Annotated in this window: 12 protein-coding genes; 5 read left to right on the top strand and 7 right to left on the bottom strand. The window is 69.8% G+C overall.

Features of this window, described 5'->3' with window-relative positions; translation table 11 throughout:
• Positions 1 to 49: 49 nt before the first annotated feature.
• From ACQP2E_RS31955 to ACQP2E_RS31935, 5 genes are all read right to left on the bottom strand, one after another.
• Positions 50 to 754: a helix-turn-helix domain-containing protein gene (locus tag ACQP2E_RS31955; RefSeq protein WP_433826692.1), complete on the bottom strand. Its 705-nt coding sequence runs from the start codon at positions 752 to 754 to the stop codon at positions 50 to 52.
• A 68-nt stretch (positions 755 to 822) separates the two neighbouring features.
• The gene (locus ACQP2E_RS31950) at positions 823 to 2,463 is read right to left on the bottom strand and encodes a GMC oxidoreductase (protein ID WP_433826691.1); all 1,641 of its coding nucleotides are present in this window, start codon (positions 2,461 to 2,463) and stop codon (positions 823 to 825) included.
• 48 nt (positions 2,464 to 2,511) lie between these two features.
• Positions 2,512 to 4,113, bottom strand: coding sequence for an ArnT family glycosyltransferase (locus ACQP2E_RS31945; protein ID WP_433826689.1), 1,602 nt, complete (start codon positions 4,111 to 4,113; stop codon positions 2,512 to 2,514).
• Between the two features lie 30 nt (positions 4,114 to 4,143).
• Positions 4,144 to 4,551 carry a hypothetical protein gene (locus ACQP2E_RS31940; protein ID WP_433826688.1) on the bottom strand — a complete coding sequence of 136 codons (408 nt, stop codon included), beginning with the start codon at positions 4,549 to 4,551 and terminating at the stop codon, positions 4,144 to 4,146.
• A gap of 103 nt (positions 4,552 to 4,654) precedes the next feature.
• Positions 4,655 to 5,557 carry a CDP-alcohol phosphatidyltransferase family protein gene (locus tag ACQP2E_RS31935; RefSeq protein ID WP_433826686.1) on the bottom strand — a complete coding sequence of 301 codons (903 nt, stop codon included), beginning with the start codon at positions 5,555 to 5,557 and terminating at the stop codon, positions 4,655 to 4,657.
• Positions 5,558 to 5,847: 290 nt separating this feature from the next.
• On the opposite strand from ACQP2E_RS31935, the gene ACQP2E_RS31930 reads away from it, so the two are divergent.
• Positions 5,848 to 7,587 carry a pyruvate dehydrogenase gene (locus tag ACQP2E_RS31930; protein WP_433826684.1) on the top strand — a complete coding sequence of 580 codons (1,740 nt, stop codon included), beginning with the start codon at positions 5,848 to 5,850 and terminating at the stop codon, positions 7,585 to 7,587.
• Here the strand turns inward: ACQP2E_RS31930 and ACQP2E_RS31925 are convergent.
• Positions 7,584 to 8,579 carry a fatty acid desaturase family protein gene (locus tag ACQP2E_RS31925; RefSeq protein ID WP_433826683.1) on the bottom strand — a complete coding sequence of 332 codons (996 nt, stop codon included), beginning with the start codon at positions 8,577 to 8,579 and terminating at the stop codon, positions 7,584 to 7,586. The two genes, ACQP2E_RS31930 and ACQP2E_RS31925, sit on opposite strands and share 4 nt — an antisense overlap.
• A 109-nt stretch (positions 8,580 to 8,688) precedes the next feature.
• On the opposite strand from ACQP2E_RS31925, the gene ACQP2E_RS31920 reads away from it, so the two are divergent.
• The 4 genes from ACQP2E_RS31920 (at position 8,689) to ACQP2E_RS31905 (ending at position 12,873) form a co-directional block, all read left to right on the top strand.
• Positions 8,689 to 9,969 (top strand): sensor histidine kinase, encoded by a 1,281-nt coding sequence (locus ACQP2E_RS31920; RefSeq protein WP_433826682.1) that lies wholly within the window; start codon positions 8,689 to 8,691, stop codon positions 9,967 to 9,969.
• Complete coding sequence (locus ACQP2E_RS31915) at positions 9,921 to 10,559, top strand: LuxR C-terminal-related transcriptional regulator (protein WP_433826681.1); 639 nt, start codon at positions 9,921 to 9,923, stop codon at positions 10,557 to 10,559. Before ACQP2E_RS31920 ends, ACQP2E_RS31915 begins: the two co-directional genes overlap by 49 nt.
• A 23-nt stretch (positions 10,560 to 10,582) precedes the next feature.
• Positions 10,583 to 11,839, top strand: coding sequence for a WD40/YVTN/BNR-like repeat-containing protein (locus ACQP2E_RS31910; protein ID WP_433826679.1), 1,257 nt, complete (start codon positions 10,583 to 10,585; stop codon positions 11,837 to 11,839).
• A gap of 467 nt (positions 11,840 to 12,306) precedes the next feature.
• Complete coding sequence (locus ACQP2E_RS31905) at positions 12,307 to 12,873, top strand: antibiotic biosynthesis monooxygenase (protein ID WP_433826678.1); 567 nt, start codon at positions 12,307 to 12,309, stop codon at positions 12,871 to 12,873.
• Here ACQP2E_RS31905 and ACQP2E_RS31900 read toward each other — a convergent pair.
• Entirely contained in the window at positions 12,870 to 14,615 is a 1,746-nt protein-coding gene (locus ACQP2E_RS31900; RefSeq protein ID WP_433826677.1) for an alpha/beta hydrolase, read from the bottom strand. The two genes, ACQP2E_RS31905 and ACQP2E_RS31900, sit on opposite strands and share 4 nt — an antisense overlap.
• Positions 14,616 to 14,716: the final 101 nt, after the last annotated feature.

Genomic DNA, 14,716 nt, shown 5'->3' with positions numbered 1-14,716 from the left:
ACCGACGCTACGAAGCCGCGGGCCCCTCGTCTTGAACGAATGCGCGCGGTCAGCCCATGGCGCGGTGCAGGGCTCGGCGTAACTCGGTGGGGGTCAGGCCGGACAGGGCTTTTGTCTCACGGGTCAGATGCGGCTGGTCGGCGTACCCACAATCGAGCGCGAGTCTGGGCAGGTGCGTGCCCATCGTCAGCATGTCGGTGGCGCGCTGGAAGCGCGCGACGCGGGCGACAGTGCCCGGGGTGAGGCCGATGCGGCGCTGGAAGGTGGACTCCAGCCGGCGGCGGCTGACGCCGAGCGAGGTGGCTACGGTGCCGACTCGGGTGGGTCCACGCTGGAGCCGGCGCCAGGCTTCCATTACCCACATTTCTGATAAATCAGAAGTGTCCGAGCTGCGGGCGATCAGCCAGCTGTCCAGGATGGCGAAACGCGAGCCCCAGCCCGGTGCCGACGCCAGGCGGGTGACCAGCGACGATTCCCGGCTGCCGACCAGATCCGCAAGCGGGACCGACCGCCCGGCGAGTTCCGGCATCGGCACCCCGAGCAGCGCACGCACCCCAGCCGGGCGGAAAGCGACGGTGACCCCGAAACCCCAGCGCACGTCCCGCGACAGCACCGGCCCGGAGGACGGCCCGGTAACCGTCCGGGCACCTCCGGCGAGGTCGATGACCAGCACCGCCACGTTCAGCGGCAGCACCCGGTGCGCGATCTGCCCGGCGCCGCGGAACCCGCCGTAGGCCAGCACATGCTCCCGCAACCGCGGATCCGGTCGCCCGGCCGTCGTGAGACACGGCTCGGCCGCCGGCGCGAGGGGCAGCGAGTGGATCACAAGACGCGGAGGCGCAGAGCGGCCGGCGCGTGAGCGGGAACGGCCGGATTGCGGGGTGCGATCGGCTCCAGCCGGCGATATCCCTCGCCGGGCGACGGGCGCTGATCAACGTCGCCCTTGTTCGGCCAGAGCGCGATGGCCCGTTCCGCCATCGCCGTGATGGTCAGCGACGGGTTCACACCGAGGTTCGCCGGCACCGCCGAACCGTCGACGACGTGCAGGCCCGGATAGCCGAAAACCCGGTGGTACGCGTCGACGACCCCGGACGCCGGCGACTCGCCGATCGTCGCCCCGCCCAGGATGTGCGCGGTGAGCGGGATGTTGAAGATGTCCCCGACGGTCCCGCCCGGGAAGCCACCGATCCGGTCGGCGAGCCGGCGCACGGCCTCGTGGCCGACGGGTATCCACACCGGGTTCGGCTCACCGTGCCCGACGCTCGTGGTGAGCCGGCCACGGCGGGTACGCCGAACCGTCAGCGAATTGTCCACCGACTGCATGACCAGCGCGATGATCGTCCGCTCGCTCCACCGCCGCACCGAGAGCGAATGCCCCAGCACGACCGGGTGCCGCAGCGCCTGCCAGAGGAAACGCAACGGCCGTGGCACCCGCCCGCCACCGTCCACCAGCAGCGTCGAGAGCAGACCCATCGCGTTGCTGCCGGGCCCGTACCGAACGGGTTCGATGTGGGTGTCCGGGTCGGGGTGGAACGACGAGGTGATCGCGATCCCGGAGGAGTAGGGCTGCGCCGGCACCTCCTTCACGGCGGCCCCGAGCAGCGCCTCCGAGTTGGTCCGGGTCAGCTGACCGACCCGGTCCGAGAGCCGGGGCAGCACGCCGGTGTCCTTCATGGCGTGCAGCAGACCCTGGGTGCCGAGCGCCCCGGCGGAGAGGATCACGTGGTCAGCGGTGAAAAGGCCATTGTTCGTCTGTACGCGCCAGCCGCCCTCCGCAGGATGGAAACGGGTTACAACGGTGTCCGGGTGCACCACCGCACCGGCCCGCTCCGCCAGGTGGAGATAGTTGACGTCGAGCCGGTTCTTCGCGCCGACCTTGCAGCCGATCATGCAGTTGCCGCACTCGACGCAGCCGGTGCGGTCCGGGCCGGCGCCGCCGAAATACGGGTCGGGCACCGTCTTGCCGGGTTCGCCGAAGAAGACACCCACGGGCGTACGCCGGAACGTGTGCCCCACACCCATGTCCTCGGCGACCTGCTTGATCACCACATCGGAGGGCGTCATGGTGGGCTGTTCGTTGACGCCGAGCATCCGCGACGCCTGGTCGTAGAAGACGTCGAGCTCGGCCGCCCAGTCGGTGATCCCGGCCCAGTTCGGGTCGGCGAAGAACGGCGCCGGCGGCTTGTAGAGCGTGTTCGCGTACACCAGTGAACCGCCACCGACGCCGGCCGCGGAGAGCACCATGATGTCCTTGAGCAGCGTGATCCGCTGCATGCCACGCATGCCGAGACGCGGGGCCCAGAGGAAGTTCCGCAGGTCCCAGGAGGTCTTGGGCAGAGTCTCGGGGGTGAAGCGGCGGCCGGCTTCGAGCACGCCGACCCGATATCCCTTTTCGGCCAGGCGCAGGGCGCTGACGCTGCCGCCGAAGCCACTGCCGACGATGACGATGTCGTAATGCGTCATCGTGTCACCTAAGCATTACCGACGAGTAACCGGAAGGCCTGACCGGCTTCAGCGTCGATAGATGGTGATCGAGTGGCCTACGTGGTCGATCGCGGTGCTGGACTCGATCAGGTTCTTCAGCCGGCCTTTCGCCAGGGCGACCCGGGAATCCGAGACCACCAGCAGGCCGCGTACCTGCTCCTCGGGCACCTTGTAGGGGTCGCCGGCCACGATCCCGTAGTAGTTCGGCACCCCGGCGCCCTTGTAGACGAGCCAGACCTGTTCGCCCGGATAATCCGATTTCAGCCGGGACGAGAGACGGGGCAGATCCTGTCCCCAGTCGACATTCGCGTCGTGCAGGGTGTTGTGGGTGTTCGAGGTGCCCCCGAAGGCGATATTCGAATAAGGAATATAAGTGGGAAATGTCAGGATGGATCCGGCGGCGACCGTCAGCACCAGGACACCCGTGATCTCTTTGGAAAAGCGGAACCGGATGAGCGCCACCGTTCCCGCCGCGACCGCCAGGAACATCGGCAGGAAGATCACGTACCGGGTGCCGAAATTGCGTGCCCCGGTCATCGTGAACAGCAGCAGCACGGCCGAGACCGGCAGCAGATAGAGCGCCGCCGCCCGCAGTCTCGGCACCACGAGCAGGGTGATCGCGCCGGCCGCCCAGAGCACCAGCATCCCGAGCGGCGTCTTGATCAGGATCGCGACCGGCATGTAGTACCACGGCGATCCTCGATAGGCCTCACCCAGCAGGAAGCCGTTGAACAGCCGGTTCTCGAACTTGAACTGGGTCAGCATGCCGTCCCGGTATGCCTGCGGGAACGGCATCAGGTCCACCGCGAGCCCTCGCAGCCCACCGGGATCAGGCAGCCCGGCCGGGGTGGTCCAGCGCAGCCGCGGATCCACCGCCAGATAGGTCAGCCACACCGTCGCCACCGCGATCACACCGACCCCGATCGCCGCTCCCGCAGCGATCAGCAAGCGCTTCCCGGCCACCCGCGCCGGTTGCGCTTTCCACATGGACAGGCCCGCGAGACCACCAAGCAGGGGTACGGCCGGAAGCACGCTCATCCGGGTCGCCAGGGCCGCGCCCAACGCCAGCCCGGCCAGTGGCAGGTAGAGGTTCGGCCGGCCGCGGGCCCGCCACGCCGTCCAGAACGCGATGAGCAGCAGTCCGGCCGCGGGCACGTCGAGCGTCGCCAGTGATCCATGGGCGATCACGTCGGGGGAGAAGGCGTACAGGGTGAGGGCGATCAGTCCGGCCGCCGGGCCGGCCAGGTCCCGGGCGAAAGCCAGCACCACGAGGCCGAAGAGCAGGGTCAGCAGGATGATCGGCAGCCGGGCCAGGAGCATCAGCTGGAACGGGTTGTTACCGCTCTCGTAGAGCAGGTGCCGCCCCAGCCGGGTCTGGTTGCCCTCGAACGCCGGGTCCAGTTCCGCGTCGGCGAACGCCAGCCCGGCCGCGATGAACAGCTTGCCGAGCGGCGGGTGCTCCGGGTTGTAGCGCAGGCTGTGCTGCTGGCCGTAGACCGCGGCGGCGCCGACGTACACCGGCTCGTCGATCGTCGGTGACTGCTGCATCGCGGTGGTCACCATCGCGAACGCCATCTGCCCGAGAAGCGCGACGACGGCGAGCAGGTACAGCAGTCGGCGGCGCGGCATCGGGCAAATCTAGCCGGTGCCGTCCGGCGTTCAGAGACCGACGGTGCGGGTGGCGACCAGGCCCCGGTGGGTGTCGCCGGTGACCGACGGGATCTCCAGGGACCAGCCGCCGGTGAAGCAGGTGTCGCTGGTGAGGCTCATGGTGTGCCGGCTGTCCCCGGGCAGCGCCAGCTGGGCCGAGTGGATCGTGTCGGAGTTCCGGAGCACCTCGAAGTGCATGTGCGGCCAATGACCGGCCGACGAGGCCGGGAAGGCGCTCGGGAAGGCCACCCAGCCGGACGGGTCGCTGATCTGCCGGCCGCGGGATTCGCGATCGTGGGAATGGCGGTCGCAGTGCCAGAGGTCCACCTCGTACCCGGGCACAGGGCGGCCGGAGTTGGCGCTCACGAGTCGCAGCCGCACGGTGAGTGGCACGTTCTCCCGGTTCATGACCTCCATTTCGGCAGCGCCCGGGTGAGGGCGGATCGCCGAAGGGGTGCAAAACAGGAGCACCCCCGGCGTGGGCGCCGAGGGTGCTGGGGGAGCTTGGGGGATCGGTGAATCAGACGGAGGTGGGCACACCCGTCGCAGGAATGCCAGGGGAGGGGATGCTCGCGGGCGGGGCCTGCTCGGCTTCCCAGGCGGCGTACGCGGCTTGGGCGGCCGCCAGTTTCGCCGGGTGCTGCTGGCAGGCGCGCAGCAGTTTCAGGATCAGGAACAGCTCGAAGACGAGCAGCGCCGCGCCGGCCAGGATGGTGACCGGGATGACCAGTCCGAGCAGCGGGCCGATGATGAAGACCGACATCTCGTACTCGATGCCGCTGAACAGGTGGGTGCGGATCCGGTTGCGGCGCAGCGTGTTGCCGATCCGGCGGCGGAACGACGGGGGGCCGGCCTGAGCGGCGGGCATTTCGTCGAGCGGCTCGGCCGCCGTCTCCGGCAGCGCCTCGACCTGCGGCTGGAGCTCAAGGATCTGGTCCCGCATGACCCGCCGGACCTTCGCCATCTGCTGGCTGTTCAGGTACCGGAAGAGGTCGAGGAAGACCGCCACCGCCATCACCCACAGGTAGGCGACGTTGTCGGTCTGCAGGTACTGACCGCCGAACAGCGTGATCGCGCAGAAGAAGACCCGGACCCGGTCCAGAACGAAGTCCAGCCACTGGCCGAATATCGTGCCGGTCCCGTTCAGTCGAGCGATCTTGCCGTCCATGCAGTCGACGACGAAGCTCAGGTGGAAGAGGATCGCTCCGGCGGCCAGCGCCCAGCGATCGCCGATGGCGAAACCAACCATCGCGCCGACACCCAGCACGGTCGCGAACAGCGTCAGAACGTTCGGTGTGATCCACCGATGGGGCGCGACCAGACGCACCAACCGGGACGCCAGCGGGTCGACCAGAAGCACGGTCCACCACGCGTCAACCGGCTTGTAGGTCCGCTCCCGGATCTCCTGCAAGGTCACCTTCACGCGCGGCACTCTAGACCTTAATCCTATGCAAACGCCAAATACCCCGCCGGTGAAACATAGGCCATCACCAGGTGTGACGCTCGTTGCGTCGTGCGGTAATCGCCTCATATGCCGGTACCGTGCGGGCCGGATTCAAAGACTGTACGCCCACCCGTCCCAGGAGTCGGCAGGTTCCCCGTGATCAACAGCGGTCACGCGTACTGAAAAGGATGAGACGCACGTCCCGTTCGCGCGCCCTGGAGCGCGGGTACACCGAGGTCCTGACGGGGAATCGGTGCAGGAGGCGTGCCATGTTCGGGACGAAGCAGACGGTAGCCGACCAATTTGTCGAGGTCTTGGTCCAGGCCGGGGTCGAGCGGATCTACGGGCTGGTCGGTGACAGCCTCAACTCGCTGAGTGACGCCATTCGGCGCAGCGGCGCGATCGAGTGGGTGCACGTACACAACGAGGAGGCGGCGGCGTTCGCGGCCTCGGCGGAAGCGCAGCTCACCGGGCGTCTCGCGGTCTGCGCGGGCAGTTGCGGGCCGGGCAACACGCACCTGATCCAGGGAATCTTCGACGCCCACCGGTCCGGGGCGCCGGTTCTGGCGATCGCGTCGCACATCGTCTCCAGCGAGATCGGCACCGGCTTCTTCCAGGAGACCGATCCGAAGCAGCTCTTCGGCCAGGCCAGCCACTGGACCGAGCTGGTGTCGTCGGCCGAGCAGATGCCGCGGCTGGCCCGGGTCGGCATCCAGGAGGCCCTCGGCAAGCGTGGCGCCGCGGTGCTGGTGGTGCCGGGTGACGTCTTCGGCGCCAACGCCGTGAACGAGACCGGCACGGCACACCGCCCGGCCGGCCCGGTCCTCGGCGTGCCCTCGCCCGAGGTGATCAACGAGCTGGCCGAGCGGATCAACGCGGCCGAGAAGGTGGCGATCTTCGGCGGGATCGGCTGCGCCGGCGCTCGCGACGAGGTGCTCCAGCTGGCCGAGGTGCTCGCCGCGCCGGTCGGGCACAGCCTGCGGGGCAAGGAGTCGCTGCAGTACGACAACCCGTACGACGTAGGGATGTCCGGGTTGCTCGGGTACGGGGCTTGTTACCAGGCCAGCCACGAGGCGGACCTGCTTCTGCTGCTCGGCACGGACTTTCCGTACCGGCAGTTCCTGCCCGGCAAGAACACCGTCCAGGTCGATCTCGACCCGTCCCGGCTCGGCCGGCGTACGCCGCTCGACCAGGGTGTTGCCGGTGACGTCGGCGCGACGATCCGGGCCCTGCTGCCGAAGCTCGATCGCAAGAAGCGTGATTTCCTCGACCGGATGCTGGCCAAGCACACCGAGGAGCTGGAGCGGGTGGTCGGCGCGTACACGCACGACGTCGAGCACCTGACCCCGATCCACCCGGAGTACGTGGCTTCGATCCTCGACGAGGAAGCCGCCGCCGACGCGATCTTCACGGCCGACACCGGCATGTGCTGCAGCTGGATCGCCCGGTACATCACCCCGAACGGGCACCGCCGGCTGCTCGGCTCCTGGGTGCACGGCACCATGGCGAACGCGCTGCCGCAGGCACTCGGCGCCCAGAAGGCCTTCCCGGGCCGCCAGGTCGTCTCGATGTCCGGCGACGGCGGGCTCGCCATGCTCCTCGGCGAGCTGCTCACCGCGAAGCTGCACAACCTGCCGGTCAAGGTGGTCGTCTTCAACAACTCCAGCCTCGGCATGGTCCGCCTGGAGATGCTGGTGGCCGGTGACCCGCCGTTCGAGACCGACCACGAGGCGGTCGATTTCGCTGCCATCGCCCGCGGTGCGGGCATTCATGGGGTACGCGTAGAGAAGCCTGACGAGGTCCGTCAGGCGATGCGTGAGTTCCTGGCACACGACGGGCCGGCCGTTCTCGACGTGGTGACCGACCCGAACGCCCTCGAACTTCCGCCGCACGTCACCACCGAGGAGGCGGCCGGTTTCGCGCTCGCCGTCGGCCGCACGGTGCTGGGCGGTGGGGTGGGCCAGATGCTGCACCTGGCCCGCACCAACCTGCGCAACATTCCGCGTTAGCTCTTACGCAGGTCCGCACCCACGTCGTGGAGGTGGCGCAGCGCCTGTGCGTAGGACTCGGTGAGGCTCGTGATCTCGTACGAGACGCCGATCTCCTCGCAGTAGCGCTGCACCACCGGCTGGGCCTTGCGCAGGTTCGGTGACGGCATGGCCGGGAACAGGTGGTGCTCGATCTGGTAGTTGAGGCCGCCGAGCGCCACGTCGACGAACCAGCCGCCGCGCACGTTGCGGGAGGTCAGCACCTGCTTGCGGAGGAAGTCCTCGGTGCCGTCGGGGTGCGGCATGCCCTTGTGGTTCGGCGCGAACGTCATACCGAGGTAGACGCCGAACACCGCCTGGTGCACCACGAAGAAGGCGAGCGCCTGGAGCGGGGTCAGGACCAGGGCGAGCGCCGCGAGATAGCCGGCGATGTGGACGGCGAGGAGGGTTCCTTCCAGGACCGGGCGCTTCACGGTGCCGTCGAAGAGGGCGCGGACGCTGTCACGCTTCAGCGACAGACCGAGCAGGGTCAGCAGCGGAAAGAACAAATATGCCTGATATTTCGCGATGAATCCCTGTGCGTCCTCGCGGTTCCAGACCAGCACTCCCGGGCCGACGTCCGGGTCCAGGTCGTCGTGGTTCGGGTTGGCGTGATGCTTGGTGTGCTTGTCCATCCAGTACCCGTAGGACATGCCGATCGCCAGGTTCCCGGCGATCAGCCCGGCCCGGGCGCTGGGCTTGTTGGTGCGGAACACCTGCCGATGGGCCAGGTCGTGCGCCACCAGTGCGGCCTGCGCGAACACCACACCCAGCAGCACTGCCACCGCGACGGTCCACCAGGATGCCCCGACCAGGAAGAAAGCTGCCCATCCGCCGATCAGGGCGAGGGTCACGGCGGTGAGGCGTACGGCGTAATAGGCCGGCCGCCGGCGCAGCAGGCCGGCTGCGTTGATCCGGCGGCCGAGCTCGGCGAAGTCGCTGCCGGCGGCTCGTGTCTCAGCTGTCATCGTCATAACGTCCAGGCTCGCGGGCGCCCGTGGGTAAGTCAGGAGTGTCAGGTCCCCCCACGGTGGTAGGGCTGGCACTACCGACAGGCTGGCGCCCGCGGTCCAGGATGAGGACATGGAGTCGCGTGACTGGATCCGGGACGGGGTACGGGCCGTTGGCGGCGGGGTGCTGAGTGTCGCCCTCGCCATCACCAACATCCCGCTGTTCGTCCTCTTCGTGGTGTCGCTGGTGCTCACCCCGGTGCTCGGCATCGGACTGGTGCTGTTGCCGCTGGTGACCGCGCTGATCCGGGTCCGTGCCCGGCTGGCCCGCCGGCTCGCCGCGACGTTCGGGATGCCGATCGCCCGCCCGTACCGCCCGGTGCCGCCGTCGAGGGGCCTGCTGACCCGCTACCGCTGGATCGTCACCGACCCGGCCACCTGGCGGGATTTCGCCTGGCTGCTGCCCGGCGCGGTGGCCGGCCTGGTGCTGGGTGTGCTGACGCTGGCCGTGCCGCTCTACGGCATCGAGGGCATCGTGCTGCTGCCGCTCTGGATCTGGCTCGGCACCGGCAACTACGGGTACGGCGCGATCTGGCCGATCGAGACGGTCGGCGAGGGATTCCTGTCGCTGCCGCAGGGCACCGTGATCCTCGCGATCGGACTGGCGATGGCGCCGTACCTGCGAACCGCCGACGCCTGGCTGACCCGGCTGTTCCTCGCGCCGACCCGCAACGCCGAGCTTCGCCTGCGGGTCAGCCACCTCACCACCACCCGGTCCGACAACCTCGACGCGCAGGCCGCCGAGCTGCGCCGGATCGAACGCGACCTGCACGACGGCGCGCAGGCCAGGCTCGTCTCGCTCGGCATGACGATCGGCCTGGCTGCCGAGCTCGTCGACGACAACCCCGAGATGGCCCGCAAACTCCTCTCCGAGGCGCGCGAGACCAGCTCGGACGCGCTCGTCGAACTGCGCCATCTGGTACGCGGAATCCACCCGCCGGTCCTCGCCGAACGCGGTCTCGAAGGCGCTGTCCGGGCTCTGGCGATGGCCCTGCCGATCCCGACGAGCGTCGGCGCCGCGGTGCCCGGCCGGCTCGACACGCCGGTGGAGTCCGCCGCGTACTTCGCCGCCGCCGAGGTCCTCGCCAACGTGACCCGGCACAGCTTCGCCCAGCACGCCGAGGTGCAGCTCTGGCACCACGACGGCACGCTGACCATGCGGATCAGCGACGACGGCCTCGGCGGCGCCGACCCGGAGGCCGGCACCGGACTGCGAGGCATCGAGCGTCGTCTTGCCGCGTTCGATGGCACGATGAGCCTGTCCAGCCCGCCGGGCGGACCGACTGTCGTGACCATGGAGCTGCCGTGCGCGTTGTCATCGGCGAGGACCTCGCCCTACTCCGAGACGGCCTGACCCGGCTGCTGGAGGCGTACGACTTCACCGTCGTGGCGGCCGTCGACAACGGGCCGGAGCTGCTGCCGGCGCTGGTGGCGCACCGGCCGGACGTGGCGGTGGTGGACGTACGGCTGCCGCCCACCTTCACCGACGAGGGTCTGCAGGCGGCGATCGCGGCCCGCGCGACGATACCCGGCCTGCCGGTCCTGGTCCTCTCCCAGCACGTCGAGCCGTTGTACGCCCGGGAGCTGCTCAGCGACCGCAAGGGCGGGATCGGATATCTGCTCAAGGACCGGGTGTCGCACGTGGCCCAGTTCGTCGACGCGGTGCGCCGGGTCGCCGCCGGGGGCACCGCGCTGGACCCCGAGGTGGTCTCCCAGCTGCTGGCCCGCCACGAGCCGCCGCTGGCCGCGCTGACCATGCGGGAGCGGGAGGTGCTCGGGCAGATGGCCGAGGGCCGGTCGAACGGCGCGATCGCCGGCAAGCTGTTCATCGGGGAGAAAGCGGTCAGCAAGCACATCAGCAGCATCTTCACGAAGCTGGGCCTGCCGCCCTCGGACGACGACCATCGCCGGGTCCTGGCGGTGCTCGCGTACCTGAACGTCTGAGGCTTTCGCGATAGGTTGCGGTCATGCCAATGCAGCGAATGTTGTCGATACCAGCTCTGGCTCTCGTCATGACCGCCGGCACCGGATTCACCCCGGGCCCCGGTCTCACGTGGCAGCTCACCGACACCGGGTCGACCGCCCGGTTCCGCGGGCTCGCGCCGGTCAGCGCCACTGTCGCCTGGGCCGCCGGTTCGGCCGGAACCGTGTTGCGCACGGTTGACGGTGGGCGTACCTGGTCCTCGGTCGGCCCGCCCGAGGCGGCGTCTCTGCAGTTCCGCGACATCGCGGCCTTCGACGCCCGCAGCGCGGTCGCCCTGACGATCGGCTCCGGCACCGACTCCCGGGTGTACGCCACAACGGACGGCGGCCGCACCTGGACCGAGTCGTTCCGCAACGACGATCCGGTCGCCTTCTACGACTGCCTGGACTTCTCCGACCGCCGGCACGGCCTGGCCCTCTCCGACCCGGTGGACGGCAAGTTCCGGATCCTCGCCACCCGTGACGGCGGCCGTACCTGGCAGGTCCGGCCCACCGAGGGCATGCCGGCGGCGCTGCCCGGCGAGTTCGCCTTCGCGGCGAGCGGCACGTGCCTGGTCGCGCAGGGGAACAACGCCTGGTTCGCGACCGGCGGCGCGGAACCCTCCCGGGTGTTCACGTCCCACGACGGCGGCCGTACCTGGTCGGTCTCCGACTCGCCGATCCCGGGCGGCCCGAGCGCCGGCGTCTACGGCCTGGCGTTCCGCGCTACCGACGGCACCGGGCGCGCTACCGACGGCACCGGGCGCGCTACCGACGGCACCGGCCGCGCCACCGACGGCACCGGCCGCGCCACCGACGGCACCGGCCGCGCTACCAACGGCACCGGCCGCGCCACCGACGGCCGGCCGGGTGCTGGGCAGTCCGGGGGTGCTGGGCAGTCCGGGGGTGCTGGGCAGTCCGGGGGTGCTGGGCAGTCGGGCGGTGGCTGGCAGGGTCTCGCGGTCGGCGGTGACTACGTGACCCCGGCTTCCGCTCCCGACGGCGCGGCGCTGTCCCGCAACGGCGGCCGGACCTGGACGGTGTCCCGCGAGGTCCCGGGCGAGTACCGCTCCGGCGTGGCGTGGACCGGCCGGGGCCGAACCGCGCTGGCCGTGGGCCCGACCGGTAGCGACGTCTCCTACGACGGCGGGGTGTCCTGGCGGAGTTTCGACACGGGCAGCTTCGACGCGGTCGCCTGCACAGCCGACGGCGCCTGCTGGGCCTCCGGCGAGCAGGGCCGCATAGCCCGCCTGACCCACTGACCCGGCTTAACGTCACGGCCCCCGGCTGCACACGGTGGCGGCCGCAGCGTTAAGCCGGCGGCCGCACCGTTAAGCCGGGATCGGGCTGCACGTCACGGCCCCCGGCTGTACGTCATGGCTCCCGGCTGTACACGGTGGCGGCCGCACCGTTAAGCCGGCGGCCGCACTGTTAAGCCGGGATCGGGCTGTACGTCACGGCCCCCGGCTGTACGTCATGGCTCCCGGCTGTACACGGTGGCGGCCGCACCGTTAAGCCGGCGGCCGCAGCGTTAAGCCGGCGGCCGCACCGTTAAGCCGGCGGCCGCACTGTTAAGCCGGGATCGGGCTGCACGTCACGGCTCCCGGCTGCACACCACGGCGGCCGCAGCGTTAAGCCGGCGGCCCTGGCGTTAAGCCGCATTGTGGGGCAGCGCACTGAAAGCTGGGACGCAGCCTGCTCGAAACACCGGCGTACCAGAATATGGGACATGGAGTCCCCGCCTCAGCTCGCTGTGACCGTCGCGATCACTCGCCGTGTTGACCCGGCCCGTGCCGCTGAGATGGCGGCGTGGGTCCGGGCCGGCGCATCGCTCGCCGAGGCGTTCCCCGGGTTTCTCGGGACCGGCTGGGTACGCCCGGAGGTCGGCTCCTCCGAGTGGCACATGCTGTACCGGTTCGCCGACGCGGAGGCGCTGCGCGACTGGGAGGAGTCCGAGCAGCGCAAATGGTGGCTGTCGTCGGCCGAGGGATTCGTCGAGCACACCCGGGTCGAGCGGCGTACCGGCATCGAGGGCTGGTTCGACCCACCGGTGGAGCGTGAGGTCGACCAGCCGAGCCCGGCGCCGGCCGCGCCGCCCCGATGGAAGCAGGCTGTCACCATCTGGCTCGGATTCTTCCCGGTCAGCCTGCTCTCGGCGATTCTGCTGATGCCGCACCTGGACAGCCTCAACGTGGTGCTCAAAACCCTGATCGGCACGCTCGTGCTGACCCCGATCATGACCTACCTGGTGCTACCGAGGGTTACCAAGGTCCTCCAACCGTGGCTGAAACGCTAACCCAGCAGCTCCCGCAACCTGAGGGTGTCGGAAATCGTCCAGCCCGGCGGCGGGGCGATCGCGGCCCAGCCGTCGATGGCCTGAGACTTGTAGACGTGGCCGTGGCCGGTCGGCACCTTGTTCGCGAAGATCAGGTCGCACGAGGTCTGCCAGAACGTGATGCCCGGGTACCAGTGCATGTCGGGTGTGACGTCCGGCCCGCGCTCACCGGTCAGCCATTTCGGCTTCTTCCAGAGCAGGTCCCAGCTCCAGTAGACAACCGGGTCGGTCGCGTTCTGCAGGTAGACCACCTTGGGCCGCTCGGCGGTCAGGGCCCGCAGGTTCGCGCCGCTCTCGGCGAAGACGATCGGCAGGTCCGGGTACCGCGGTTCCCAGACCGGGCTGCCCTCGGCGCGGTTCTCGGTGAGCGCCCGGTGCAGCGGGTTGGCGAACGTCGGCCCGAGCAGCAGCATGCCGTCCGAGCCGGCGACCATCTGCTCCGGTGAGCCGGACACCTTCTCCAGGCCGTAGGTACCCAGGCTCTCGCCGAAGAGCAGCAGCTTGGGCCGGCTGACCTCGGGCATCGCGGACCAGCGGTCCTGGACCGCGCCGATCAGGGCGGCCGCGCTGACCGCCACCTCGGACCGGTCGCTCCAGAACGAGATCCAGCTCGGCAGGTACGAGTACTGCATCGAGACCAGCGCGGTGTCACCGCCGTACATGTATTCCAACGATCGGGTGACCCGGTTGTCCACCCAGCCAGTACCGGTCGGCGTGACGATCGCGATGACGGACCTGTCGAACGCGCCGGTGCGATCCATCTCGCGGACCACCAGGGCGGCACGCTGGTCGACGGTGTCGGCCGAGGTGAGCCCGGCGTAAACCCGGATCGGTTCCCGCGCGGGCCGGCCGGCGAACGTGCTGAGCTCCTGCGTCGTCGGCGCGGCCGCCACGAACGCCCGGCCCTGCCGTCCCAGCGAGTCCCAGGTCATCAGCGACCTCGGCCCACCGGACCGGAGCACCGACGTGGGCATCGTGACGCCGTTGCCGGTGCCGCTGTTGACCACCGCCGCCGATCGGTCCGCCATCGAGAACAGCTGCCCCATGACCAGCCCGTCCAGCGCGGTATAGCTGAGCAGCGTCACCACGACGGCACCCGCGCAGTAGGCCGCCCGATGCGGGACGACTTGGCGGAAGACCAGAGCGCAGCCGTGGGTGGCGAGCCGCAGACTCCGCGCGACCAGCAGGATCACCCCGAAGGTGAGCAGACCGATCCCGAGCGTGCGGATCACGTCGTACTCCTGCGCCTGCGGCAGGCCGAGCCTGCCGCGCAGCTCGCGCTGCCATCGGACACCGAGCCAGAGAAAGATCAAAAACAGCAGGGGTACGAGGGCGAACAGCACCCGCCAGGCGATCCGCACCGTTCGTGCGCTGAACCGGCGGCGCACCCGGACCAGCGCGCCGATCGCGGTGCCCAGCGCGTAACCCGTCGCCGCCGTGACGCCGCCCACCACACCCTGCAGGAACCAGGCGCGCGGCAGCAGCGACGGCGTGAAGGACAGGCAGAGGAAGACAGCCGCGAACGCCGCGCCGGTCAGGGTGAGACCCGTTCGGATGATCCGGCGCCGGCCAGGCGGCCCGCTTCCGGCTTCGGGATTCATGGGTACGGGCGGACGGCCCTCGTGAGAGACCCGAGGCGCCGGGATCCGGGCACGGAGTGGCGAGAGCCACCCGGGAGGCGACGCGACCACCTGTCTGCGCATGCGGTGCTCCGTTCATCGACGACGCACTGTTGCCCCCTCATCATCGTGGGTCGATGGTGAGAAGCGCCGCCCCCTTTTCCCCTGTTCTTTCCCTGGCGAAG

It is taken from the genome of Actinoplanes sp. CA-015351, assembly GCF_050955685.1.
GTDB lineage: Bacteria > Actinomycetota > Actinomycetes > Mycobacteriales > Micromonosporaceae > Actinoplanes.
Note: the sequence above shows the minus strand (reverse complement) of the source record. Positions and strands in the feature narration are given on the sequence as shown.

Bases quoted from the DNA above. Each gene is read 5' to 3' on its own strand.
- ACQP2E_RS31925 (WP_433826683.1), bottom strand. From the start codon at position 8,579: ATGACGATGACAGCTGAGACACGAGCCGCCGGCAGCGACTTCGCCGAG.
- ACQP2E_RS31930 (WP_433826684.1), top strand. From the start codon at position 5,848: ATGTTCGGGACGAAGCAGACGGTAGCCGACCAATTTGTCGAGGTCTTG.
- ACQP2E_RS31950 (WP_433826691.1), bottom strand. From the start codon at position 2,463: ATGACGCATTACGACATCGTCATCGTCGGCAGTGGCTTCGGCGGCAGC.
- ACQP2E_RS31940 (WP_433826688.1), bottom strand. From the start codon at position 4,551: ATGGAGGTCATGAACCGGGAGAACGTGCCACTCACCGTGCGGCTGCGA.
- ACQP2E_RS31945 (WP_433826689.1), bottom strand. From the start codon at position 4,113: ATGCCGCGCCGCCGACTGCTGTACCTGCTCGCCGTCGTCGCGCTTCTC.
- ACQP2E_RS31905 (WP_433826678.1), top strand. From the start codon at position 12,307: ATGGAGTCCCCGCCTCAGCTCGCTGTGACCGTCGCGATCACTCGCCGT.
- ACQP2E_RS31900 (WP_433826677.1), bottom strand. From the start codon at position 14,615: ATGCGCAGACAGGTGGTCGCGTCGCCTCCCGGGTGGCTCTCGCCACTC.
- ACQP2E_RS31910 (WP_433826679.1), top strand. From the start codon at position 10,583: ATGCCAATGCAGCGAATGTTGTCGATACCAGCTCTGGCTCTCGTCATG.
- ACQP2E_RS31920 (WP_433826682.1), top strand. From the start codon at position 8,689: ATGGAGTCGCGTGACTGGATCCGGGACGGGGTACGGGCCGTTGGCGGC.